21 protein-coding genes are annotated in these 22,410 nt (G+C 61.8%); 14 read left to right on the forward strand and 7 right to left on the reverse strand.

Translation table 11 applies throughout. The features are described from left to right. Positions 1 to 239 precede the first annotated feature (239 nt). Entirely contained in the window at positions 240 to 1,622 is a 1,383-nt protein-coding gene (locus P7C00_RS21355; RefSeq protein ID WP_404937314.1) for a substrate-binding domain-containing protein, read from the forward strand. A gap of 55 nt (positions 1,623 to 1,677) precedes the next feature. On the opposite strand, the gene P7C00_RS21360 is transcribed toward P7C00_RS21355, so the two are convergent. Then, complete coding sequence (locus P7C00_RS21360; protein WP_346635106.1) at positions 1,678 to 2,907, reverse strand: acyl-CoA dehydrogenase; 1,230 nt, start codon at positions 2,905 to 2,907, stop codon at positions 1,678 to 1,680. Between the two features lie 180 nt (positions 2,908 to 3,087). Between P7C00_RS21360 and P7C00_RS21365 the strand changes: the two genes are divergently transcribed. The 3 genes from P7C00_RS21365 to P7C00_RS21375 all read left to right on the forward strand — a co-directional run bounded on the left by P7C00_RS21365 (position 3,088) and on the right by P7C00_RS21375 (position 5,514). Further along, positions 3,088 to 4,023 carry a LysR family transcriptional regulator gene (locus P7C00_RS21365; protein WP_221811545.1) on the forward strand — a complete coding sequence of 312 codons (936 nt, stop codon included), beginning with the start codon at positions 3,088 to 3,090 and terminating at the stop codon, positions 4,021 to 4,023. Positions 4,024 to 4,147: 124 nt separating this feature from the next. After that, a complete protein-coding gene (locus P7C00_RS21370) occupies positions 4,148 to 4,552 on the forward strand; it encodes a MerR family DNA-binding transcriptional regulator (RefSeq protein WP_102864696.1) in 405 nt (134 codons plus the stop codon). A 62-nt stretch (positions 4,553 to 4,614) separates the two neighbouring features. After that, positions 4,615 to 5,514, forward strand: a complete 900-nt coding sequence (locus P7C00_RS21375; protein WP_346635107.1) for a hydroxymethylglutaryl-CoA lyase — start codon at positions 4,615 to 4,617, stop codon at positions 5,512 to 5,514. A 621-nt stretch (positions 5,515 to 6,135) separates the two neighbouring features. On the opposite strand, the gene P7C00_RS21380 is transcribed toward P7C00_RS21375, so the two are convergent. After that, positions 6,136 to 7,839: an AMP-binding protein gene (locus P7C00_RS21380; protein ID WP_346635108.1), complete on the reverse strand. Its 1,704-nt coding sequence runs from the start codon at positions 7,837 to 7,839 to the stop codon at positions 6,136 to 6,138. A gap of 227 nt (positions 7,840 to 8,066) precedes the next feature. Between P7C00_RS21380 and P7C00_RS21385 the strand changes: the two genes are divergently transcribed. From P7C00_RS21385 to P7C00_RS21400, 4 genes are all read left to right on the forward strand, one after another. Next, a complete protein-coding gene (locus tag P7C00_RS21385) occupies positions 8,067 to 9,230 on the forward strand; it encodes an isovaleryl-CoA dehydrogenase (RefSeq protein WP_346635109.1) in 1,164 nt (387 codons plus the stop codon). A 106-nt stretch (positions 9,231 to 9,336) separates the two neighbouring features. Next, positions 9,337 to 10,941 (forward strand): carboxyl transferase domain-containing protein, encoded by a 1,605-nt coding sequence (locus P7C00_RS21390; protein ID WP_404937315.1) that lies wholly within the window; start codon positions 9,337 to 9,339, stop codon positions 10,939 to 10,941. Between the two features lie 17 nt (positions 10,942 to 10,958). Further along, a complete protein-coding gene (locus P7C00_RS21395) occupies positions 10,959 to 11,774 on the forward strand; it encodes a gamma-carboxygeranoyl-CoA hydratase (protein ID WP_404937316.1) in 816 nt (271 codons plus the stop codon). Next, positions 11,774 to 13,720: an acetyl/propionyl/methylcrotonyl-CoA carboxylase subunit alpha gene (locus P7C00_RS21400; RefSeq protein ID WP_346635112.1), complete on the forward strand. Its 1,947-nt coding sequence runs from the start codon at positions 11,774 to 11,776 to the stop codon at positions 13,718 to 13,720. Before P7C00_RS21395 ends, P7C00_RS21400 begins: the two co-directional genes overlap by 1 nt. A 54-nt stretch (positions 13,721 to 13,774) precedes the next feature. Here P7C00_RS21400 and P7C00_RS21405 read toward each other — a convergent pair whose 3' ends face one another. Then, on the reverse strand, positions 13,775 to 14,440 hold the full coding sequence (locus P7C00_RS21405) for a S24 family peptidase (protein WP_346635113.1): 666 nt from the start codon (positions 14,438 to 14,440) through the stop codon (positions 13,775 to 13,777). Between the two features lie 133 nt (positions 14,441 to 14,573). Here P7C00_RS21405 and P7C00_RS21410 point away from each other — a divergent pair, with 133 nt between their 5' ends. The 3 genes from P7C00_RS21410 to P7C00_RS21420 all read left to right on the forward strand — a co-directional run bounded on the left by P7C00_RS21410 (position 14,574) and on the right by P7C00_RS21420 (position 16,550). Beyond that, a complete protein-coding gene (locus P7C00_RS21410) occupies positions 14,574 to 14,921 on the forward strand; it encodes a DUF6124 family protein (RefSeq protein WP_346635114.1) in 348 nt (115 codons plus the stop codon). A 156-nt stretch (positions 14,922 to 15,077) separates the two neighbouring features. After that, positions 15,078 to 15,281 carry a hypothetical protein gene (locus P7C00_RS21415; RefSeq protein WP_346635115.1) on the forward strand — a complete coding sequence of 68 codons (204 nt, stop codon included), beginning with the start codon at positions 15,078 to 15,080 and terminating at the stop codon, positions 15,279 to 15,281. A 114-nt stretch (positions 15,282 to 15,395) separates the two neighbouring features. Then, complete coding sequence (locus tag P7C00_RS21420) at positions 15,396 to 16,550, forward strand: M14-type cytosolic carboxypeptidase (RefSeq protein WP_346635116.1); 1,155 nt, start codon at positions 15,396 to 15,398, stop codon at positions 16,548 to 16,550. A 46-nt stretch (positions 16,551 to 16,596) separates the two neighbouring features. Here P7C00_RS21420 and P7C00_RS21425 read toward each other — a convergent pair whose 3' ends face one another. After that, positions 16,597 to 17,043 carry a helix-turn-helix domain-containing protein gene (locus P7C00_RS21425; RefSeq protein WP_346635117.1) on the reverse strand — a complete coding sequence of 149 codons (447 nt, stop codon included), beginning with the start codon at positions 17,041 to 17,043 and terminating at the stop codon, positions 16,597 to 16,599. 103 nt (positions 17,044 to 17,146) lie between these two features. Between P7C00_RS21425 and P7C00_RS21430 the strand changes: the two genes are divergently transcribed. Next, on the forward strand, positions 17,147 to 18,367 hold the full coding sequence (locus P7C00_RS21430; protein WP_404937317.1) for an MFS transporter: 1,221 nt from the start codon (positions 17,147 to 17,149) through the stop codon (positions 18,365 to 18,367). A gap of 29 nt (positions 18,368 to 18,396) precedes the next feature. Here the strand turns inward: P7C00_RS21430 and P7C00_RS21435 are convergent, their stop codons facing one another. Both P7C00_RS21435 and P7C00_RS21440 read right to left on the reverse strand, forming a co-directional pair. Beyond that, positions 18,397 to 18,936: a cytochrome b gene (locus tag P7C00_RS21435; RefSeq protein WP_102881811.1), complete on the reverse strand. Its 540-nt coding sequence runs from the start codon at positions 18,934 to 18,936 to the stop codon at positions 18,397 to 18,399. After that, positions 18,933 to 20,018 (reverse strand): catalase family peroxidase, encoded by a 1,086-nt coding sequence (locus P7C00_RS21440; protein WP_404937318.1) that lies wholly within the window; start codon positions 20,016 to 20,018, stop codon positions 18,933 to 18,935. The genes P7C00_RS21435 and P7C00_RS21440 overlap by 4 nt, the downstream gene beginning before the upstream one ends. Positions 20,019 to 20,185: 167 nt before the next feature. Here P7C00_RS21440 and P7C00_RS21445 point away from each other — a divergent pair, with 167 nt between their 5' ends. Next, positions 20,186 to 20,692 carry an RNA polymerase sigma factor gene (locus tag P7C00_RS21445; RefSeq protein WP_404937319.1) on the forward strand — a complete coding sequence of 169 codons (507 nt, stop codon included), beginning with the start codon at positions 20,186 to 20,188 and terminating at the stop codon, positions 20,690 to 20,692. Beyond that, positions 20,689 to 21,414 carry an anti-sigma factor gene (locus P7C00_RS21450; protein WP_346635121.1) on the forward strand — a complete coding sequence of 242 codons (726 nt, stop codon included), beginning with the start codon at positions 20,689 to 20,691 and terminating at the stop codon, positions 21,412 to 21,414. The genes P7C00_RS21445 and P7C00_RS21450 overlap by 4 nt, the downstream gene beginning before the upstream one ends. Before the next feature lie 4 nt (positions 21,415 to 21,418). Here the strand turns inward: P7C00_RS21450 and P7C00_RS21455 are convergent, their stop codons facing one another. Continuing rightward, positions 21,419 to 22,408, reverse strand: a complete 990-nt coding sequence (locus P7C00_RS21455) for a spore coat protein U domain-containing protein (RefSeq protein WP_404937320.1) — start codon at positions 22,406 to 22,408, stop codon at positions 21,419 to 21,421. Between the last annotated feature and the right edge of the window lie 2 nt (positions 22,409 to 22,410).

Genomic DNA, 22,410 nt, shown 5'->3' on the forward strand with positions numbered 1-22,410 from the left:
GCGGGGGGATGACGCGTTGGCAGTCGCCCCAATCCCCGCCAGACAAAGTTGCCCACTCTACGCAGCCTTCGAAGACTGGTCTCTAGGACAAGTCTCAAAAAATCTAGAGAAAACAGCTATTTACGACGTAGGACTTTCGCCATTTGTGGTCAGAAAGTGCCACCCGTCACATCCCTGTCACCTCCCTGACTTAATCTCACCAGCACTCTCCTCTTTCTCAATAGAAGGCCAGTGCCGCCATGCCCCGCGCTTCCACCGTCAGCGAACGAGATATCTGGTGCCGGACCATCAGCCTGTTTCTGATCGGCTTCGTTTGCTATGCCCTGCCTTGGTCGGTGTTCGCCGCCTTGCCCCTGGCACCTGAAAATACCGCTGTGTTGCACATCCAGGGCTCCAACACCATCGGTGCCCAACTTGGCCCGGCGCTGGTCAAGGGTTTGCTCGAACAGCAGGGTCTGCGCGACGTCAGGATCGAGGCCGGCGGCAAGGACAATGAGAAACGCGTTCTGGGACAGAGCGCCCAAGGTCGGACAGTCAGAGTCGATGTCGCCGCCCACGGTTCGAGCACCGGCTTTGGCGCGCTGAAAAACGCCCAGGCCGATATTGCAGCCGCCTCCCGACCGATCAGGGACAGCGAACTGGTGGAGCTGGAAAACCTGGGAGACCTGAAAAGTCCCGGCGCTGAACAGGTCATCGCCATCGACGGACTGGCAATCATCCTTCATCCACACAACCCGCTGAGCCAGCTAAGCACCGAACAACTGGCCCGCCTGTTCAGCGGCGAGATCAAGACCTGGGAAGAACTGGGGAGCACGGGCGGACCGATCCACCTGTATGCCCGGGATGACCAGTCCGGCACCTACGACACCTTCAAGGAGCTGGTACTCAGCCGTCGCGGCAAGACACTGAACCCCGCCGCCAAGCGTTTCGAGTCCAGCGAGCAGCTGTCCGACGCGGTGAGCCGAGACCCTCAAGGCATCGGCTTCATCGGCCTGCCCTACGTACGCCAGGCCAAGGCCGTGGCGATTATCGACGGCGACTCCCAACCCATGCCGCCCCTCAACAGCCTGATCGCCACCGAAGACTACCCACTGTCGCGGCGCCTGTACCTGTACCTGCCGCCCAATGGGCAGAACCCCTGGGCCGACGCTCTGGTCAGTTTTGCTCAGAGCACCAAGGGCCAGGCCATCGTCGCCGCCAACGGCTTTATCGCCCAGACCGTACAGGCCATGAAGGTGGCACCCAGCGCGCAGATGCCCAAGGCCTATCAGGCGTTGAGCCGAGAGGCCCAACGCCTGACGGTGAACTTTCGCTTTGAAGAAGGCAGCGCCAATCTGGACAACAAGGCACGCCAGGACCTGAATCGCGTCCTGGATTACCTGCGCCAACACGGCAAGATGAACCGGCAAGTCACTCTGGCCGGATTCGGTGATGCCAAGAGCGACCCGGCACGCGCTGCGCTACTGTCCAAGCTGCGGGCCATGACCGTGCGCAGGGAACTGGTAAAAAGCGGGGTGGTGTTTCGCGAGATCCGCGGTTTCGGCGCTGAACTGCCAGTGGCAGCCAACAACGCCGACGAGGGCCGGATCAAAAACCGGCGCGTGGAAGTCTGGGTGTACTGAATACACAGCAATCGGCCTGCCACAGGCGTCGCCCGGCAGGCCGGCTGCATGACCATCAATGGCCGCTGCGCAGCATTTCCTTCGGCACATACTTGCCGATTTCGTACTTGCCGATGGCCGCGCGGTGCACTTCATCCGGGCCGTCCGCCAGGCGCAAGGTGCGCTGCATAGCGTACATGTAGGCCAGAGGGAAGTCATTGGATACCCCGGCCCCACCGTGAATCTGGATCGCCCGATCGATCACCCGCAGGGCCACGTTCGGCGCCACCACCTTGATCTGGGCAATTTCGCTCTTGGCCACCTTGTTACCCACGGTGTCCATCATGTAGGCCGCCTTGAGGGTCAGCAGCCGAGCCATGTCGATCTCCATCCGCGAGTCGGCGATCTTGTCGATGTTGCCACCCAGGCGAGCCAGCGGCTTGCCGAACGCGGTGCGATTCACCGCGCGCTTGCACATCAATTCCAGGGCTCGCTCGGCCATGCCAATGGAGCGCATGCAGTGGTGAATGCGGCCCGGGCCAAGACGGCCCTGGGCAATCTCGAAACCACGTCCCTCTCCCAGCAGCACGTTCTCATAAGGCACTCGAACGTTGTCGAACAGCACTTCGGCGTGACCATGAGGCGCATCGTCGTAGCCGAACACCGGCAGTGGACGAACGATTTTCACCCCTGGGGTATCCACCGGCACCAGGATCATCGAGTGCTGCTGGTGACGCGGCGCATCCGGGTTGCTCAGGCCCATGAAGATCAGGATCTTGCAACGCGGGTCACAGGCGCCCGAGGTCCACCACTTCTTGCCGTTGATGACCCACTGGTCGCCATCGCGTACCGCGCGGGCCGCCATATTGGTGGCGTCGGACGAAGCCACATCCGGCTCGGTCATGGCGAATGCGGAGCGGATCTCGCCCCGCAGCAGCGGCTCCAGCCAGCGCTGCTTCTGTTCTTCGCTGGCATAACGCACCAGTACTTCCATGTTGCCGGTATCCGGCGCCGAGCAGTTGAACGGCTCGGGGCCCAGCAGCGAACGGCCCATGATCTCCGCCAATGGCGCATATTCAAGGTTGGTCAGGCCGGCACCCAGTTCCGACTCAGGCAGAAACAAATTCCACAGCCCTTCAGCCTTGGCCTTGAGTTTCAGCTCTTCCATGATGGCGGTCGGCTGCCAGCGATCGCCTTCGGCAACCTGACGCTCGAAGACCGCTTCAGCCGGATAAACATAGGCATCCATGAACGCGGTGACGCGCTCACGCAGTTCCTGAACCTTGGGGGAATAGGCGAATTCCATGGGCAGTTCTACCTTTGTGAAGAACGGGTGTTTGGGGACTGAAATCGATGCTAGATCAGCTACGAAAATTTACCTAGCCTATTCTCGGCGTGTATTAACATTCATCACCGATATATGATCGGCTGATCCGAAAGGCTTCCGAGCCTCCCTCACAGGCCCTAACAATAAGAGTGCAGCGCCATGAATCTGAGCAAGGTCGACCTCAACCTCTTCATCGTTTTCGACGCGATCTACACCGAAGCCAACCTGACCCGCGCCGGGCAGATCGTCGGCATCACCCAACCGGCCGTGTCCAACGCGCTGGCGCGTCTGCGCGAGACCTTCAACGATCCGCTGTTCGTCAGGACCGCCCAGGGCATGGTGCCCACGCCCATGGCGCAAAACATCATCGGCCCGGTGCGCAACGCGCTGTCGCTGCTACGGGTTTCGGTGCAGGAAAGCCGCATCTTCAACCCCCTGCAAGCGGTCAAGACCTATCGCATCAGCATGACCGACCTGACCGAGGCGGTAATCCTGCCGCCACTGTTCCAGCGCCTGCGCCGCCTGGCGCCAGCGGTGATCATCGAGAGTTTCCTCTCCAAGCGTCGGGAGACCACCAAGGAACTGGCGGCCGGGCGTCTGGACTTTGCCGTGGATGCCCCTCTCAACACCGACCCCCAGGTGCGCCACGTCAAGCTCATGGAAGACCGTTACGTGTGTGCCATGCGCAAGGGCCATCCCCTGGCGGGCAAGGAAAAGTTTACCCTGGACGACTACCTGTCCCTGACCCACATCCATATTTCCAGCCGCCGCAGCGGCCTGGGCCATGTCGACCTGGCGCTGGGCAAGATGGGCATCCAGCGCAAGATTGCCCTGCGCTCCCAGCACTACCTGATGGCCTCGCAAGTCCTGCAACAGACCGACATGGTCATGACGGTGCCGGAACGTTTTGCCCGACGCCATGAACTGCATGCCTTCAATCTGCCAGTCAATGATGTGCCACCGGTGGAAACCCACCTCTATTGGCACGAAAGCACCGACCAGGACCCGGCCAACCGTTGGATGCGCGAGCAGATGATCGAGCTGTGCCAACAGGTTACCGCCTACGAAAAGAAGCTCGACCAGCAAACAGCCTGACCCCTTCGCCGGCAAGCCCTCTCTGTAGGAGCCGGCTTGCCGGCGAACGGGATCGACTCGGATTGCTTGACGTATACGTAAACCTGCCTTTAGCTTAGCGCCAAGTCCCACCTTGAGCGCCTCCATGAGCAGCCAGACCTACAGCATCTCCGACCTCGCCCGCGAGCTCGACATCACCACCCGGGCCATACGCTTCTATGAAGAACAGGGCCTGCTGGCCCCTGAGCGTCGCGGTCAGGAACGCATCTACTCTCCCCGGGACAAGGTCAGCCTGAAGCTGATCCTGCGGGGCAAGCGCATCGGCTTTTCCCTGGCCGAATGCCGTGAACTCATCGAGCTCTACGACCCCAGCAGCGGCAACCTGAAGCAGTTGCACAGCATGCTGGCGAAAATCGGCGAGCGGCGTGAGCAGCTCGAACAGCAGTTGCTCGACATTGAACAGATGAAGCTGGAACTGGACACCGCCGAAGAGCGCTGCACCCAGGCACTGGAACAAACCATCCAGAACCAGAAAAGCACCGCACAATAATCCTTGGGACACCTGCGCCGCTCGCGCCGGCATCCGCCATCCCTCATAGAAGGTGAACCTGAATGTCACTCCCCAGCCATGTACGCCTGATCGAAGTCGGCCCCCGCGACGGTCTGCAGAACGAAGCCCAGCCCATCAGCGTCGAAGACAAGGTGCAGTTGGTCGATGCCCTGACGGCGGCAGGCCTGGGCTATATAGAAGTCGGCAGTTTCGTCTCGCCCAAGTGGGTGCCGCAGATGGCCGGCTCGGCCGAGGTCTTCGCCCGCATTCAGTGCAAGCCGGGGGTGGTCTATGGCGCGCTGGCGCCGAACCTGCGGGGCTTCGAGGACGCGCTGGCAGCGGGGGTCAAGGAAGTCGCAGTGTTCGCCGCCGCATCGGAGTCCTTCTCCCAACGCAACATCAACTGTTCCATCAGCGAAAGCCTGCAGCGCTTCGTGCCGATCATGGAAGCCGCCAAACAGAACGGCGTCAGTGTGCGCGGGTATGTGTCCTGTGTGCTGGGCTGCCCTTACGAAGGTGAGGTAGCCCCGGAGCAAGTGGCCCTGGTGGCCCGTGAGCTGTACGCCATGGGCTGCTACGAAGTGTCCCTGGGCGACACCATCGGCACTGGCACCGCCGGCGCCACCCGCAGAATGTTCGAAGTGGTGGGCGCCCAGGTGCCACGGGAGAAGCTCGCCGGCCACTTCCACGACACCTATGGCCAAGCCTTGGCCAACGTCTACGCCAGCCTGCTGGAGGGCATCGCGGTGTTCGACAGTTCGATCGCCGGCCTCGGCGGCTGCCCCTATGCCAAGGGCGCCAGCGGTAACGTCGCCACCGAGGATGTGCTGTACCTGCTCAACGGCCTGGGCATTCACACCGGTATCGACATGGATCGCCTGATCGACGCTGGCCGGCAGATCTGCACGGTACTGGGACGCCCCAGCGGTTCTCGTGTGGCCAAGGCACGTAACGCCGGGTGAGCCAATGTGCGGCCGGGTGTTACCGGCTGCTCTAAACGGCGGCGGGAACGAGTAACACGGAAACAGTTTGTCGATTTTCTTGCGATACAGATTGTCCTACAAAAACATCAAGTCGTTGAATTTAAAGGATTTTAAAAAGTTGGCACGGCTTCTGCTATCTCTATGGCATAACAAGAATAAAAAGTAGCAAACCTAATAAGAATAAGACGTAACGACTCTGACATAACAAAAACAACACGGCAGAGACGCAGCTAACAGATTTTTTTGGAGAGGATGTAATGTGCAGGAGGGCTTGCAAGAGCCACCCGCAACCGGTCAGAGAACAATAAAACTACCCTGAGGTAGCTCCCGAACTGGTTGGATCGCTCTGGCGACACGTTAGATCAGCGCTCAAAAAAATACGTTTGCTCTTGATCCCGGATGGGGATCGCCAAAAACAGCAGTAAAGGGCCACGGTTGCCAAAAACAACAATAGACCGCCCCTCAATAATAAAAAAAGAGCACGCAACGACAAATTAAAGGGGAGCTTCGGCTCCCCTTTGTGCTTTCTGCGATTCGGCTTTGGCCTGCCCTTCTCGCCCATAAAGCGTGCACCCGTCCCGATGCACGCTCCAGCAATGCTCACACTCTGCCCACCTGCTCGCGCAGCTCCTCAATGCTGATTTCGCGCATGCGGAATTTCTGGATCTTGCCGGTCACCGTCATCGGAAACTCCTCGACGAACTTGAAGTAGCGCGGCGTCTTGAAGTGGGCGATGCGCTCCTTGCACCAGGCTTGCAGTTCCAGTTCATTGGCGCATTGCCCAGGGTGGAACTTGATCCAGGCGACAATCTCCTCGCCGTACCTGGCACAGGGAATGCCGATCACCTGCACATCGGCCACCGCTGGATGAGTGAAGAAGAACTCTTCCAGCTCCCGCGGGTAAATATTCTCGCCACCGCGGATGATCATGTCCTTGTTGCGCCCGGCGATGCACACGTACCCCTGCTCGTTCATGGTGGCCAGGTCACCGGTGTGCATCCAGCCGGCCTGATCGATGGATTCGCTGGTGCCCTGGGGGTTGTTCCAGTAACCGAGCATGACGCTGTAACCCCGGGTGCAGAGTTCACCGATGGTGCCCCGGGGCACCAGATTGCCGGCCTCGTCGATGATCTTGCTCTCCAGATGCGGCTGGGTCCGACCCACTGTGGTGACGCGCAACTCCAGATCGTCGGCAGGACCGGTCTGCAACGATACCGGACTGGTCTCCGTCATCCCGTAGGCGATCTGCACCTCGCTCATGTGCATCTCGCTGATGACCCGGCGCATCACCTCGATCGGACACGTGGCACCGGCCATGATCCCGGTGCGCAGGCTCGACAGATCAAACTCGCCGCGCCTTGGCTGGTCGAGCATGGCGATGAACATGGTGGGTACCCCATACAAGCCGCTAGCCCGCTCCTCGGCCACGGCGCTCAGCGTCAGCAACGGGTCGAAGGCATCGTTGGGGTAGATCATGGTGGTGCCGTGGGTGATGCAGCCCAGGTTGCCCATGACCATGCCGAAGCAGTGATACAGCGGCACCGGGATCACCAGCCGATCTGCCGCGGTGAGGCCCAGGCTCTCCCCCACCATGTAACCGTTATTGAGGATGTTGTAGTGACTCAGGGTCGCGCCCTTGGGGAAACCGGTGGTGCCGGAGGTGTACTGGATATTCACCGGCTGATCGAAATCCAGGCTGTCCTGGCGCACCTGCAATTGCTCGGCGGTAGCTCCAGCGGCAAGGGCCGTCAGTTGCGACCAGGGCAGAAAACCGGATGGGGGCTGAGCATCCAGACTAATCACCCCACGCAACTCGGGCAGGCGCTCGCAATGCAGTTGACCGATGGATTGCTCCGCCAATTCGGGGATCAGCCCCTGCAGCATGCCGTGATAGTCGGAAGTCTTGAACGCCCCGGCACAGATCAGCCACTGACAGCCGGATTGCTTGAGCACATATTCCAGCTCGGAACTGCGATAGGCCGGATTGATGTTCACCAGAATCGCGCCGATCTTGGCACTGGCGAATTGGGCGATGCACCACTGGGCGCAGTTGGGGGCCCAGATCCCCAGACGATCACCCGTCTTGAGACCCAGGGCCAGCAGCGCCCTGGCATGCAGGTCGACGGCCTCACGCAGTTGCTGCCAGCTGTAGCGCAACTGCTGATGACGCACCACCAGGGCTTCACCCTGGGGATAGGCAGCGACGGTGTTGTCGAAGGCCTGGCCGATGGTCAGCGCCAGCAATGGCTTGTCTTGCATACCACGGGTGTAACTGCGATCCGGCTGGAAACCCGAGTGTTCCATGACGACCCCTATTGTCTTTATTAGTGGGTGTTCAGGAGCCTGGCCGATGGTGCGAAAGAGCCTGGCTCCAATCGAAAGCCCTGCTACTCTGGCGCAAGTTGACGTTTACGTAAAGGGCGATTGACAGCCTTCGGTCGCAGGTTTACGTTAACGTAAAGGTGAGAGCCCGACAGCCCGTTCTCTACCGCCTATTCCCTCAATAAAAACAAGTTTGAAGGTGCCCCGCCATGAGTTACCCGACCCTGAACTTCGCCCTCGGTGAAACCATCGACATGCTGCGCCAACAGGTCCAGGCCTTCGTCAGGGCGGAGCTGGCACCTCGGGCGGCACAGATCGATGTCGACAACCTGTTCCCCGCCGACATGTGGCGCAAGTTCGGCGACATGGGCCTCCTGGGCATTACCGTAGCGGAAGAATACGGCGGCGCCGGGCTGGGTTACCTGGCCCACGTGGTGGCCATGGAAGAGATCAGCCGCGGATCGGCCTCGGTGGCCCTGTCCTATGGTGCCCATTCCAACCTCTGCGTGAACCAGATCAACCGCAACGGCAACCATGAACAGAAGAGCAAATACCTGCCCAAGCTGATCAGCGGTGAACACATTGGCGCCCTGGCCATGAGCGAACCCAATGCCGGTTCCGATGTGGTGTCGATGAAGCTGCGCGCCGACAAGCGCGGTGACCACTTCGTACTCAACGGCAGCAAGACCTGGATCACCAACGGCCCCGACGCCAACACCTATGTGATCTACGCCAAGACCGACCTGGAAAAGGGCCCCCACGGCATTACCGCATTCATCGTCGAGCGTGACTGGAAAGGCTTCAGCCGCAGCAACAAGTTCGACAAGCTGGGCATGCGCGGCTCCAACACCTGTGAGCTGTTCTTTGATGACGTCGAAGTCCCGGAAGAAAACATCCTTGGCGTGCTCAACGGCGGAGTCAGAGTGCTGATGAGCGGCCTGGACTACGAGCGCGTGGTGCTCTCCGGCGGCCCGACCGGGATCATGCAGGCCTGCATGGACCTGGTCGTGCCCTACATCCACGACCGCAAGCAGTTCGGCCAAAGCATCGGCGAGTTCCAGCTGATCCAGGGCAAGATCGCCGACATGTACACCCAGCTCAACGCCAGTCGCGCCTACCTGTATGCCGTGGCCCAGGCCTGTGAGCGTGGCGAAACCACCCGCAAGGACGCCGCCGGGGTGATTCTCTACAGCGCCGAGCGCGCGACCCAGATGGCCCTGGATGCGATCCAGATTCTGGGAGGCAACGGCTACATCAACGAATTCCCCGCAGGCCGCCTGCTGCGTGACGCCAAACTCTACGAAATCGGCGCCGGCACCAGCGAGATCCGCCGCATGCTGATCGGTCGCGAACTGTTCAACGAAACCAAGTAAGAACAGCCGCAAGTTGCGAGCTACAAGCGGCAAGCCACAACTGCCGTAACACCGACTTACTCTTGCAGCTTGAAGCTTATGGCTTCGAGCTGCGCTGGGAGCACCGATGATTCTGAAGTCTCAGCTCAACCCGAAATCACCCGAATTCGCGCAGAACGCTGCCAGCATGCTGGCTCAGGTCGACGCCTTGCACACCCTGCTCGCCCAGATCCAGCAAGGCGGCGGCGCCAAGGCCCAGGAACGCCACACGTCCCGGGGCAAACTGCTGCCTCGAGAACGCATCAACCGCCTGCTCGACCCTGGCTCGCCATTTCTCGAAGTCAGCCCCCTGGCCGCCTACGAGGTCTATGGCGAAGACGTGCCCGCCGCCGGCGTGATTGCCGGCATCGGCCGTGTAGAAGGCATCGAATGCATGATTGTGGCCAACGACGCCACGGTGAAAGGCGGCTCCTACTACCCGCTGACGGTAAAAAAACACCTGCGGGCCCAGACCATCGCCCAACAGAACCGCCTGCCCTGCATCTACCTGGTGGATTCCGGCGGCGCCAACCTGCCCCGCCAGGACGAAGTATTCCCGGACCGCGAGCACTTCGGCCGGATCTTCTTCAACCAGGCCAACATGAGCGCTCAGGGTATCCCGCAGATCGCCGTGGTCATGGGTTCCTGCACCGCCGGCGGCGCCTACGTGCCGGCCATGGCCGACGAAGCCATCATGGTCCGTGAACAGGCCACCATCTTCCTCGCCGGCCCACCCTTGGTGAAAGCCGCTACCGGCGAGGTGGTGAGTGCCGAAGAGCTGGGCGGTGCCGACGTGCACTGCAAGACTTCCGGCGTTGCCGACCACTACGCCGACAGCGACGAACATGCGTTGGCCCTGGCCCGACGCAGCGTGGCCAACCTCAACTGGCACAAACAGGGCCAGTTGCAGCAACGCCCCCCGATCGCCCCGCTGTATGCCCGTGAAGAGCTTTACGGCGTGGTGCCGGCCGATCCCAAGCAACCCTTCGATGTACGCGAAGTCATTGCCCGGTTGGTGGACGGCTCGTTGTTCGATGAGTTCAAGGCCCTGTTCGGCACCACCCTGGTCTGCGGCTTCGCCCACCTGCATGGCTACCCAGTGGCCATCCTCGCCAACAACGGCATCCTCTTCGCCGAAGCCGCGCAAAAAGGCGCGCACTTCATCGAACTGGCCTGCCAGCGCGGGATTCCCCTGCTGTTCCTGCAGAACATCACCGGCTTCATGGTGGGCCAGAAATACGAGGCAGGCGGCATCGCAAAGCACGGCGCCAAGCTGGTCACTGCGGTGGCCTGCGCCAAGGTGCCGAAATTTACCGTGATCATCGGCGGCAGCTTCGGCGCCGGTAACTACGGCATGTGCGGCCGCGCCTACGATCCACGCTTTCTGTGGATGTGGCCCAACGCGCGAATTGGCGTGATGGGTGCCGAACAGGCGGCCGGGGTGCTGGTACAGGTCAAGCGCGAGCAGGCGGAACGCGGCGGACACCCTTTCGACGCCGCCCAGGAAGCCGAGATCAAACAGCCGATCCTCGATCAGTACGAGCACCAGGGGCACCCTTACTACTCCAGTGCGCGGCTGTGGGACGACGGCGTCATCGACCCGGCACAGACCCGTGACGTCCTGGCCCTGGCCCTGTCCGCGGCCCTCAATGCCCCCATCGAACAGAGCCGCTTCGGCGTGTTCCGCATGTAATCCTGCGCGAGAAGAACATGAGCGACTTCAACACCCTGGAACTGCTGCATGACCCTCGTGGCTTCGCCACCCTGTGGCTCAGCCGTGAAACCAAGAACAACGCCTTCAACGCCGAGATGATCCGCGAGCTGATCCTGGCCCTGGATCAGGTGCAGGGCGACCCGAGCCTGCGCTTCCTGCTGCTGCGCGGACGCGGCAAGCATTTCAGCGCCGGCGCCGACCTGGCCTGGATGCAGCAGTCCGCCGAACTCGACTACCACACCAACCTCGACGATGCCCGGGAACTGGCGGAGTTGATGTACAACCTGGCCAAGCTGAAGATCCCGACCCTGGCCGTGGTGCAAGGTGCAGCATTCGGTGGCGCCCTGGGCCTGATCAGTTGCTGCGACATGGCAATCGGTACCGACGACGCCCAGTTCTGCTTGTCGGAAGTACGCATCGGCCTGGCGCCGGCGGTCATCAGTCCCTTTGTGGTCCAGGCCATTGGCGAGCGCGCCGCCCGACGTTATGCCCTCACCGCGGAACGCTTTGGTGGCCAACGGGCACGGGAAATCGGCTTGCTGGCGGAGAGTTACCCGGCTGCCGAGCTGGAACAGCAAGTGACCCAATGGATCGACAATCTGCTGCTCAACAGCCCCCAGGCCATGCGTGCCAGCAAGGACCTGCTGCGAGAAGTGGGCAACGGCGCCCTCACCACGGCCCTGCGCCGCTACTGCGAAAATGCTATCGCGCGGATTCGGGTCAGCGCCGAAGGCCAGGAAGGCCTGCGGGCCTTCCTGGAAAAACGCCCGCCCAGTTGGCAGTCCGAGACCGCGACCAAGGAGTCCCGCTGATGAACGCCCCTGTTCTAGACACTTTGCTGGTGGCCAACCGTGGCGAGATCGCTTGCCGCGTGATGCGCACCGCCAAGGCCTTGGGCCTGACCACCGTGGCCGTGCACAGCGCCACTGACCGCAATGCCCGGCACAGCCGCGAGGCAGATATCCGCGTCGACCTGGGGGGTAGCAAGGCCGCCGACAGCTACTTGCAGATCGACAAGCTGATCGCTGCGGCCAAGGCCAGCGGCGCCCAGGCCATCCACCCCGGTTACGGCTTTCTCTCGGAAAACGCCGGTTTTGCCCGAGCCATCGAAGCGGCGGGCCTGATCTTTCTCGGTCCGCCCGCCTCAGCCATTGACGCCATGGGCAGCAAGTCGGCGGCCAAGGCACTGATGGAAACCGCCGGCGTTCCTCTGGTGCCGGGTTATCACGGCGAAGCCCAGGACCTGGAAACCTTCCGCAGTGCCGCCGAGCGCATCGGCTACCCGGTGCTGCTCAAAGCCACCGCTGGTGGCGGCGGTAAGGGCATGAAAGTGGTCGAAGAGGTCAGCCAGTTGGCCGAAGCCCTGGCTTCGGCCCAGCGTGAAGCCCAATCGTCCTTTGGCGATTCCCGGATGCTGGTGGAAAAATACCTGCTCAAGCCCCGTCACGTGGAGATCCAGGTGTTCGCCGACCAGCACGGCAACTGCCTGTACCTCAACGAGCGCGACTGCTCGATCCAGCGGCGTCACCAGAAGGTGGTCGAGGAAGCCCCCGCTCCCGGCCTCAGCCCCGAGTTGCGCAAGGCCATGGGCGAAGCCGCTGTGCGCGCGGCCCAGGCCATCGGCTACGTCGGCGCCGGCACCGTAGAATTTCTCCTCGATGCTCGCGGCGAATTCTTCTTCATGGAGATGAATACAAGGCTGCAGGTGGAACACCCGGTTACCGAAGCCATCACCGGCCTCGATCTGGTGGCCTGGCAAATACGCGTGGCCCAGGGTGAAGCCCTGCCCATCAGCCAGGAACAGGTCCCGCTGCTGGGGCACGCCATTGAAGTGCGCTTGTATGCCGAAGATCCGGGTAACGACTTCCTTCCCGCGACCGGGCGCCTGGAGTTGTATCGGGAATCCGCCGCCGGCCCGGGCCGTCGGGTGGACAGCGGGGTCGAGGAAGGTGATAGCGTGTCGCCCTTCTACGATCCTATGCTGGGCAAGCTGATCGCCTGGGGCGAGAACCGCGAGCAGGCTCGTCTGCGCCTGTTGAGCATGCTCGACGAGTTCGCCATCGGTGGCCTGAAAACCAACCTGGCGTTCCTGCGGCGCATCGTTGCCCATCCGGCGTTCGCCGAGGCGCAACTGGATACCGGATTTATCCCACGCTATCAGGAGCAATTACTGCCAGCGCCCAGCGAACTCGGCGCGGACTTCTGGCAGGCAGCTGCACAGGCATTCACACAAAGCCAGCCAGAGCGGGTGCGCAGCGACGACCTGCAGTCCCCCTGGTCGGCAGTCAATGGCTGGCGCAGCGCGTTGCCGGCCCAGACCAGCCTGCACCTGAGCTGTGCCGGACAGGATCAGGCCATCAGCCTGGGCGCTCGCTCGCCGGCCTTCCAGTTGCAAGGTGAACGCCTGTGGGTAGAGCAACAGGGGCTGCGCCGTGAACATCGCGCCATCCGCCGTGGCGACACCCTCTACCTGCACTGGCAGGGCGAGATGCACAGCGTCACGGCGTACGACCCGATTGCCGCAGCCGATGCCAGTCACAGCCAGCAAGGCGGGCTTACTGCACCCATGAACGGCAGCATTGTGCGGGTGCTGGTCAGCGCCGGGCAAAGCGTCGAAGCCGGTGCGCAACTGGTGGTGCTGGAGGCGATGAAGATGGAACACAGCATCCGCGCGCCCCAGGCAGGCGTCATCAAGGCGCTGTATTGCCAGGAAGGCGAAATGGTCAGCGAAGGCAGTGCATTGGTGGAGTTGGAATAAGTCCACCAATAAGAAAGCCCCTTCCTAACTGTAGGAAGGGGCTTTTCAAGGAAGTTAAAACTTCGCAGTAGCTTGTACGACTACACCAATAACCCGGCACTCATCGCTGTAGAGCATCTTCGGATAGGTGGGATTGAGGGGAACCAGATAATGCTGACTACCCTCTTTCACCCACTTGCGAAAGATCGCCTCGGCATTACCGGGACACTGTACGACCACCAACTTTCCAGGTTCGGCGGTAATAGCCGGATCCACCAGAATCAGCATGTCCTGACTGATGCTCAAGCCGCTGGGCGCGATCATTGCGTCACCCACTACCACCAGCCAGAACGCCGCGCCTTGAGCCTGATAATCGGAAAGCTCATAGCGCTCCGGCACATAGGCTGACTGGCCATCTTCACGCACTTCCCCTGCAACCCGCCAATCGCTCACCGGGTAACGGAAATACGGATTGTACTTGTGCAACAGTGAAGGCTCGTTCACCAGGGGTTCGCCATCGTCACCCAGCATGGGCTTTTCGCGAACCACCAGGGCGACTTCCAGAAAGCCCATGCCGATCTCTTCAAGCACCCGGTTCATGTCTTCGATCTTTGGCTGACGGCGTTTGCTCAACCAATGACCGATACCACCCTGAGACATGCCCAGACGCTCGGCGAGTTTTTCCTGTGTGACCTTGCGGCCTTTCATGTTGGCTTTGACCAACTCGATCCATTTGTCCATGGACTGAACAATACGTTGTGTATTTCCCGCCTCAACACACAACTTGTAGTATTTGAAATCTCGTCACAATTACAATACGTATTAACCTAGTTCATACCCCTCTTTCCTTTTCTCAAACAGGACGGAACACTTTATGAACGCAAGCAGCAAGGACGTGCCGGAGCTCGATACAGAGACCACATTGAATTCACTCAAGGGCAGCCACGCAGCACGACGGGCGATGGACTATTACTTGAAGCCCGCGCTGACCGCATCGGACAAGGAAGAGAAGTTCTTCGAGGTCAGGCGCAACCTCAGCAGCGAGGAAGCCATGATCCATGCATCCGATCTGCTGCGCTGTGCAGCAGCCACCGCCTATGACGCGGCCGACAATCTGCGGGGGGCCAATCGCGACCTGGCTTTTTCCGTGGTGCACATGATCGACCTGGCCAAAGCCCTGGTGGACAAGTCCCTGGAAAGTCAGCGCTTTGAGTCCAGCTGAGACGCTGGCAAGGAATAAACAGCGGAAACAGGAGAAATGGAAAAATATTTTCCAAAGGGCGGGGAAAAACATTTGACTTGCAAATGATAATGATTATTATTGAAAGCAACTGGTCGCGAGATCAGTCGATAGCCCAAAGGACCTTAGGTCGGACCTTTGGATTATCTCCTCATCAGGCTAATCACGGTTTTTGACCCGGCTTTTTGCCGGGTCTTTTTTTTTGCCAGTTTTCTGGCTTGGCTTCAGGCTAATGAAGACGTGGGTGCTGCTAAAAATAATGGCGGCGATGATAGCAAAAGAATGTCCTTTTGCAAGGGAACACCCGTGGTAAAAGGCCAGGAAAGACAAAGTAGCGCTTGAGAATCAATCGCATAGCCACTAAGCTTCGTCTGCGTCAAGGACGACGCCCCCCCTTCTATTACCCCCCTCAGTGTGTAGAGTAGCGGTCATAACAATCCTATACAGGGACCGACCATGACCGTGGGCAATCACACTTCGTTTCAAATTACTGCCGACTTCGACAGCGGCAATATCAACGTGCTGGACATCAGCAATCCGCTGCAGGCACTGCTGGCCATCCGCCCGGATACCCAGAGTCCGCATTTCCAATGGTTTCACTTCAAGGTCAGCGGCCTGCATGTCGGCCAGGAACATTGGTTCCGCCTGACCAACGCCAGCCAGTCCTCCTACAACAAAGCCTGGACCGGTTACCAGGCCGTCGCCTCCTATGACCATGTGAACTGGTTCCGCGTGCCGACGATCTTCGAAGGCGACGCCCTGCGCTTCAATCTGGAAGCCACCCAGACTCACGCCTGGTTCGCCTACTTCGAGCCCTACAGCCGCGGGCGCCACGACTGGCTGATCGATCAGGCCCTGAGCAAGGCCGACACCGAACTGCTGGCGGTGGGCAAAAGCGTCGAAGGCCGAGACATCCAGCTACTGCGCAAGGGCAACGGCAAGGAAGGCCAGCGCAAGATCTGGATCATTGCCCAACAGCATCCCGGCGAGCACATGGCCGAATGGTTCATGGAGGGCGTGATCGAACGCCTGCAGCACCGCGATGACCCAGAGCTCAACTCGCTGCTGGCCAAGGCCGATCTGTACCTGGTGCCCAACATGAACCCGGACGGCGCGTTCCACGGCCACCTGCGCACCAACGCCAAGGGCCAGGACCTGAATCGCGCCTGGCAGAACGCCAGCCAGGAGCTCAGCCCGGAAGTGCTGTTCGTCCAGCAGCAGATGGAAAAGTACGGCGTCGACCTGTTTCTTGATGTGCACGGCGATGAAGAGATTCCCCACGTGTTCACCGCCGGCTGCGAGGGCAACCCGGGCTACACACCACGCCTGGCGGGACTCGAAGAACAATTCCGCAGCCACTTGAAGCGCCAGACCCGGGACTTCCAGACCACCCATGGCTACGCCCGGGACAACCCCGGAGAAGCCAACATGACCCTGGCCTGCAACGCCGTCGGGGAAAAGTACGACTGCCTGGCATTGACCCTGGAGATGCCCTTCAAGGACCACGACGACGCCCCCAATCCGCTAACCGGCTGGTCCGGAAAACGCTCCATGCAACTGGGCAAGGATGTGCTGAGCACCCTCGCCGACCTGGTGGACAGCCTGCGCTGAGCCCAGGCAACGACTGCGGGAGCCGATCCCGCAGTCGTCCCCCTGCTCACGAAGCCGGTACCCGCAGGCAATCCTCCGGGCCCAACAAACGCCCGTCCGCCGTACGCAGTTCCAACGCAGGCAGCGGCTGCCCGGTTTCCCGGTCCAGCATGCGCGAATGCGCCTCACCCTCTTCGTAGAAAAACGCCTCGCCCCATTGGCGCAAGCCGATGATCAGGGGAAACAGCCCCTTGCCCTTTGGCGTCAGCACGTACTCCTGATAGGCACTGCCATCAGAGGCCGGCACCACTTCAAATACCTCATGCTCCACCAAGGTCCGCAAACGTGTGGCAAGAATGTTCTTGGCCATGCCGAGGTTGCGCTGGAACTCGCCAAAGCGACGGATACCGTCGAAGGCATCCCGCACAATCAGCAGCGACCACCAATCGCCTATAGCGTCCAGTGAACGGGCCACCGGGCACTCGGCATCTTGCAGGCTGGTGCGTTTAACCATGCTGGGCATTCTCCGTTCGGGTCACAGGAAAGTGGTTGCAATATAAAACCATGGTCCTTACCGTACAACTGGTTTCATAACGAAACCATAATCGGAGCCCGACATGTCACACGATCCTTCCCCTCCTGCCACATCGACTCTTTCACCACGGGTGGTGCTGCTGTTCGCCATCGCCTGTGGCCTGGCGGTGGGCAACGTCTACTACGCCCAGCCGCTGCTGGACGCCATGGCCCGGACCTTCGACCTGCCGCCGGCCACGGTGGGCATCGTCATCACCCTGACCCAGGTGGGCTACGGCCTGGGGCTGCTGTTGCTGGTGCCCTTGGGCGACCTGCTCAACCGCCGGCGACTGATCGTCACCCAGACCCTGCTTTCAGTGCTTGCCTTGCTAATGGTGGCCCTGGCCCCCAGCAGCGCCTGGCTGCTGTTGGGCATGGCCAGCACCGGCCTGCTGGCAGTGGTGACCCAGATTCTGGTGGCCTATGCCGCGAATCTGACGCCCACAGCCCAGCGTGGACGGGTGGTAGGTATGGTCACCAGCGGCATCGTGGTGGGCATTCTGTTGGCCCGCACCGTGGCCGGGACCATGGCCGATCTGGCAGGTTGGCGCTCGGTCTATCTGTTGTCGGCCGGCTTGACTCTGCTGGTGGCCCTGAGCCTGTGGAAAGTGCTGCCGAGGGTTGAACAGCCACCCGCAGTGCAACGCTACGGGCAATTGCTCGGCTCGCTGCTGCAACTGTTCAGGGAAGAAAAAGTGCTGCGCGACCGTGCAGTGCTGGCCATGTTGATCTTCGCCGCGGGCACCGTCTTGTGGACCCCATTGGTGCTACCTCTGAGCGCCCCGCCGCTGTCGCTGTCTCACACCGAAATCGGTCTGTTTGGCCTGGCCGGGGCCGCGGGCGCCCTGGGCGCAGCACGAGCCGGGCACTGGGCGGATCGCGGCCTGGCGCAGTGGACCAGCGGCCTGGCCCTGGCGTTGATGTTGCTGTCCTGGCTGCCCATCGCCTTTACCCAATCGTCCTTGTGGGCCCTGTTACTGGGGGTGATCACCTTCGACCTGGGCCTGCAGGCCGTTCACGTCACCAGCCAGAGCCTGATCTACAGCGTGCGCCCGCAAGCCCAGAGCCGCTTGGCTGCCGGTTACATGCTGTTCTACTCCCTGGGCAGCGCCGGCGGCTCGATTGCCGCCACCGCCACCTACGCCTGGGCCGGCTGGAGCGGGGTCTGCCTGCTCGGAGCCGCTATCAACAGCCTGGCACTGGTCTATTGGCTGTGGAGCCTGAACCCCGTAAAAACCCGGGCCGAGGCTCGCTGTGTCACTTGAGCGACACAGCAGGCTCGCCCAAGGGGGACTCAACCACGCCCCCGCAGCATGCTCTGCAATACCCCGTCTCGGCGGACCCAGCCATGGAACAGTGCCGCCGCCAGATGCAGCAACACCGTCAGGAACAGCAGATAAGCCAGGTAGCCATGGGCCTTGCGCAAGAGAGCGAACACCTGGGCATTGGCCGGCAGGATCGCCGGCAACTGCAACGAACCGCTCAGCATCACCGGGTCCCCGGCCGCCGAAATCATGGCCCAGCCCAGTACCGGCAAGCCCAGCATCAGGGCATAGAGCAGCACATGGGAGGCTTTGGCCGCCAGCACCTGCCAGCCCGGCAAGTCTGCCGGCAGCGGCGGTTGCCGAGTGGAAAAACGCACAAACAGGCGCACCGCCGCCAACAGCAGAATGGCGATGCCCAGCGGCTTGTGCAGGTGGATCAGCCACTCATGGCGAGCGGACACCGAGGTCACCATGCCGGCACCGATAAACAGCATGGCAATGATCATCAGCGCCATCAGCCAGTGCAGCAGACGCGCCAGCGGGGCGAAGTGTTGAGGTTGGCTGTTCATGGACGCGGTTCCTGGGCGGAGGGCAATTGACTGACTTCACTGGTGCGACGCAGGTAGGAACTGGCGTAGGCGGCAGAACGTGCGGCCAGCAGGGGATCATCGGAGGCCTGGATGCCATTGGGCAGAATCAGCGGGTCGTAATTGATGTCCCGGCACTGGCCACTGTTCTGCGGCTGGGTGCCTTGCAGCACCAGGGTCCCGGCATTGATCACCGGACGCTCTGCGGGCCAGGCCTTGCTGGCGTCATTGGTGGGATCTCCCGGTGCCGCCAGGGTGATCTGCAAGCGCCAGCGCAAAGGCCCTTCGGCCAGCCGCCGGAGCAGATCCTGCTCCAGGTAGTCGGCACCCGCTGCGGCGCTGCCGACGGCCTGGGCATCCTGTACTAGCGGCACCAGGCCCCAACGCACCGCCTGGCGCTGACCACTGGCGTTGACCAGGTAGAACGCGTTGATCCCGTTGTAGCTTTCACTGGCGTAGCTGGTTGAAGGCTTGGCGCTCTTGACCCATTGCAGGAAGGGCCCGGCCTCGGGGTGGGCGGCAAAGAACGCCGGCACCTTGGTCGGGTCCGGCTTGCCCGTGGACGGATCGGGGGAACTGGCCTGCTGCAGTTGATAGAACGCCTCGGGAGTGCCCACCGGAAACACCGGCATGCTGTTCATTCCCGTGCGCCACTGCTGGCCGTTGGCCTGGAGGAAACGCAACGCCAGGCTGCGGATCGGCACGCTGCTGTCCGGCGCATAGGGGTTGCCGCTGGGCAGGGCAAAACGCCCCACCACCGGCGTTTGCGCCTCGCTGAACACCTGCGCCGTGGAGTAGGCCCGGGCCTCGCCACTGCTCTGGAAGTAACCGATGACACACACGCCCTTGGCGTGGTTACGGCGAAAGCCCAGATGCACGCCGTTATTGGTCTCCAGCACATCCACCAGGGCCTTGGGAGTCAGGCGTTGCGGGTCGAAATTGCCGTGCACGTAGGCCAGCGCCGCAGCAGCGGCGGCCACTACCCAGGCAATGGCCCCCAGGCGCAAGGTCAGGCTGACAGCACTCAAGGGCGGACGATCGGGTGGCGAGGATGGGGCAACCATGGACATCTCCAGTACGCGGGGCCACAAGGACCAGGATCAGTCAGACGTAGCCCGGTACCGGTTATTCCAGACCCCGATATTTATTTTTCCGCGACTGGAATAACCTGCAGCACGGCGCGTCTTCCTAGTCCCAAGCCTAGTGACTGGCCCAGCACCTGCAGGACTTCATGAACGATTTCGACGAACAGCTACGCCTGCTGCTCCCCCGCCTCAGGCGCTTTGCCCTGTCCCTGACACGCCAGCCCAGCAGCGCCGACGATCTGGTGCAGTCCTGCCTGGAGCGCGCCTTGTCGAGTCGGGCCCATAAACGCCCCGAGGGCGATCTGCGAGCCTGGCTGTTTGCCATCCTCTACCGGCAGTTTCTCGATGCCCACCGACGCTCCCGGCGCTACGCACGCATGCTCGAATTCTTTACCGGACGTGACGACGCCCAGCCTTCGGTGGAGCGCACCGTAGTCGCCCAGTCGACCCTGGCAGCCTTCGACCGCCTGAACGCCGAGCAACGCGCCCTGCTGCTCTGGGTCTCGGTGGAGGGCTTGAGCTACAAGGAAGTGGCAGAGATCCTCCAGGTCCCCGTCGGCACCGTGATGTCTCGCCTGTCCAGGGCCCGCCAGGCGCTGCGCCAACTCAGCGACGGCGAAATCAACAGCCCCTCTCTACGGATACTCAAATGATCAGCCTGCCCCCCAGCGACAGCGACCTGCACGCCTACGTCGATCACCAACTCAGCGAAGCGGACCGCCGGGTGCTGGACAGCTACCTGGCCAACCATCCGCAAACGGCGGCCCAGGTCCAGGCCTGGCAGCAGGATGCCCAGCACCTGCGGGCCGCCCTGGGTGGAGCCCTGCTGCAAGCGACCAATCCGGCGCTGGAGCCGACCCTGATCCGTGCGCGCCACAAGCAGCGGGGCTTGCGGCGCCTGGCCAGTGCCGCGGCGCTGCTCGTGGCGGTCGGGGTTGGCGGTCTGAGCGGCTGGCAGGCCCGGGAACTGACCCTGGCCGGCAACACCGTGCTGCCGATGACCGATGCCCTCCAGGCGTATCGCCTGTTCGCCGAGCAAGGCATCCTGCCCGCGGACTTCAAGGTCCAGGACAACGACGCCATGCAAGCCTGGCTGGATCGCTACTTCACCCAGGCCAGCCCACTGCCGGACCTGCACGACGCTGGCTTCAAAGCGGTCAGCGGGCGCCTGTTGAGTACCGAGCAAGGGCCTGCGGCAATGGTCCTGTACCAGGATCGCGAGGGGCGCAAAGTCAGCTTCTACATCCGCCCGCCAGGACCGCAGAACACCCTGCTGCCTCGTGGCAGCCGCCGTGACGGCTCATTGCAGACACAGTACTGGTCCGGCGGGGGCTACAACTACGCCATGGTCGGCCCGGCGGAAATTCCCCTGTAGGTCTTCAGAACCCCACGTCCAGCACCACGTTGTCGATGTAGGTGCCCGCTGGCGGCGTGTTCTGGTCGGTGTAGATCCTGGCGTTGTAGTTGAAGATCTGGCTGCCGGTACCCAGGCCATTGCCCGGGTTCACTTCGGCATCGGTGCTGGAGCGCCGGGCACTGCCGACGCTGCCCCAACGGGTGTTGCCGGCACTTTTGAAGATGTCGTAGGCCAGGTAGTTGCTGCCGGATATCATCTGCCGTCGCCCTCCTGCGCTCACGGGGTGCTGGCCGTCGCTCAAGCCCACGGTATAGGCGCTGCCCTTGGTGCAGGACAGGTTGATGGTCTGCCCGGTGACCGTGGCGAATGCGCTGACCACCGGCGCGCTGCCGAAACTGATGTTCGGCGCGGTGATCACGCAATCATTGGACACCGTCATGTTCACCGTGAGGGCCTGAGTGCCGCTGCCGATGTCCCGTCCCAGGCAGATCCCCAGGGCGCCGATCCCGGCGCAATAATTCCAGCTCCAGAAGATGCTCAGGTTCTCGGTGTAGACCCCTGCCGCTACGTTGCTGCCGGTGATGGTCCCCATGTAGATAGGCACGGTCTTGGCCACGGTGGAACTGCCCAGCAATCCCAGGACATCGATGATCGAGTTGCGGGCGAAGTCGAACTGCACCCCCCGAGTGATCGGATAGCTGGTGCTGTTGTTGGCGTACAGGGTGTAGCCGATGACATCGCCCGTGGGGCCAACCATGCCGCTGGTGCTGGAAGTGATGGTGGCGTAGAAGTGGTCGTTGCTGGCCAGCAGGCTCAACAGCGAGCCGGTGCAACTCAGGCCCGCATTGGTGGTGGAAGCCGGCTGCGAAGTGGTACGCACCAGGATCGAGCTGACGGTGCCGAACCCCGCCGGTGCGGTGCTGACGGCGTTGCACAGCGCCTGAGCCTGCAGCGCCAGCAGACTCGCCAGCAACCCCACTATTGCCTGTCGCCATCCCTTGAAGCTGTCCACCC

It is taken from the genome of Pseudomonas sp. JDS08PS003 (assembly GCF_045013505.1).
GTDB lineage: Bacteria > Pseudomonadota > Gammaproteobacteria > Pseudomonadales > Pseudomonadaceae > Aquipseudomonas > Aquipseudomonas protegens_B.

What these genes read in the sequence shown, in the direction of transcription:
- P7C00_RS21355 (WP_404937314.1), top strand. Translation starts at nt 240, where the DNA reads ATGCCCCGCGCTTCCACCGTCAGCGAACGAGATATCTGGTGCCGGACC.
- P7C00_RS21360 (WP_346635106.1), bottom strand. Translation starts at nt 2,907, where the DNA reads ATGGAATTCGCCTATTCCCCCAAGGTTCAGGAACTGCGTGAGCGCGTC.
- P7C00_RS21365 (WP_221811545.1), top strand. Translation starts at nt 3,088, where the DNA reads ATGAATCTGAGCAAGGTCGACCTCAACCTCTTCATCGTTTTCGACGCG.
- P7C00_RS21370 (WP_102864696.1), top strand. Translation starts at nt 4,148, where the DNA reads ATGAGCAGCCAGACCTACAGCATCTCCGACCTCGCCCGCGAGCTCGAC.
- P7C00_RS21375 (WP_346635107.1), top strand. Translation starts at nt 4,615, where the DNA reads ATGTCACTCCCCAGCCATGTACGCCTGATCGAAGTCGGCCCCCGCGAC.
- P7C00_RS21380 (WP_346635108.1), bottom strand. Translation starts at nt 7,839, where the DNA reads ATGGAACACTCGGGTTTCCAGCCGGATCGCAGTTACACCCGTGGTATG.
- P7C00_RS21385 (WP_346635109.1), top strand. Translation starts at nt 8,067, where the DNA reads ATGAGTTACCCGACCCTGAACTTCGCCCTCGGTGAAACCATCGACATG.
- P7C00_RS21390 (WP_404937315.1), top strand. Translation starts at nt 9,337, where the DNA reads ATGATTCTGAAGTCTCAGCTCAACCCGAAATCACCCGAATTCGCGCAG.
- P7C00_RS21395 (WP_404937316.1), top strand. Translation starts at nt 10,959, where the DNA reads ATGAGCGACTTCAACACCCTGGAACTGCTGCATGACCCTCGTGGCTTC.
- P7C00_RS21400 (WP_346635112.1), top strand. Translation starts at nt 11,774, where the DNA reads ATGAACGCCCCTGTTCTAGACACTTTGCTGGTGGCCAACCGTGGCGAG.
- P7C00_RS21405 (WP_346635113.1), bottom strand. Translation starts at nt 14,440, where the DNA reads ATGGACAAATGGATCGAGTTGGTCAAAGCCAACATGAAAGGCCGCAAG.
- P7C00_RS21410 (WP_346635114.1), top strand. Translation starts at nt 14,574, where the DNA reads ATGAACGCAAGCAGCAAGGACGTGCCGGAGCTCGATACAGAGACCACA.
- P7C00_RS21420 (WP_346635116.1), top strand. Translation starts at nt 15,396, where the DNA reads ATGACCGTGGGCAATCACACTTCGTTTCAAATTACTGCCGACTTCGAC.
- P7C00_RS21425 (WP_346635117.1), bottom strand. Translation starts at nt 17,043, where the DNA reads ATGGTTAAACGCACCAGCCTGCAAGATGCCGAGTGCCCGGTGGCCCGT.
- P7C00_RS21430 (WP_404937317.1), top strand. Translation starts at nt 17,147, where the DNA reads ATGTCACACGATCCTTCCCCTCCTGCCACATCGACTCTTTCACCACGG.
- P7C00_RS21435 (WP_102881811.1), bottom strand. Translation starts at nt 18,936, where the DNA reads ATGAACAGCCAACCTCAACACTTCGCCCCGCTGGCGCGTCTGCTGCAC.
- P7C00_RS21440 (WP_404937318.1), bottom strand. Translation starts at nt 20,018, where the DNA reads ATGGTTGCCCCATCCTCGCCACCCGATCGTCCGCCCTTGAGTGCTGTC.
- P7C00_RS21445 (WP_404937319.1), top strand. Translation starts at nt 20,186, where the DNA reads ATGAACGATTTCGACGAACAGCTACGCCTGCTGCTCCCCCGCCTCAGG.
- P7C00_RS21450 (WP_346635121.1), top strand. Translation starts at nt 20,689, where the DNA reads ATGATCAGCCTGCCCCCCAGCGACAGCGACCTGCACGCCTACGTCGAT.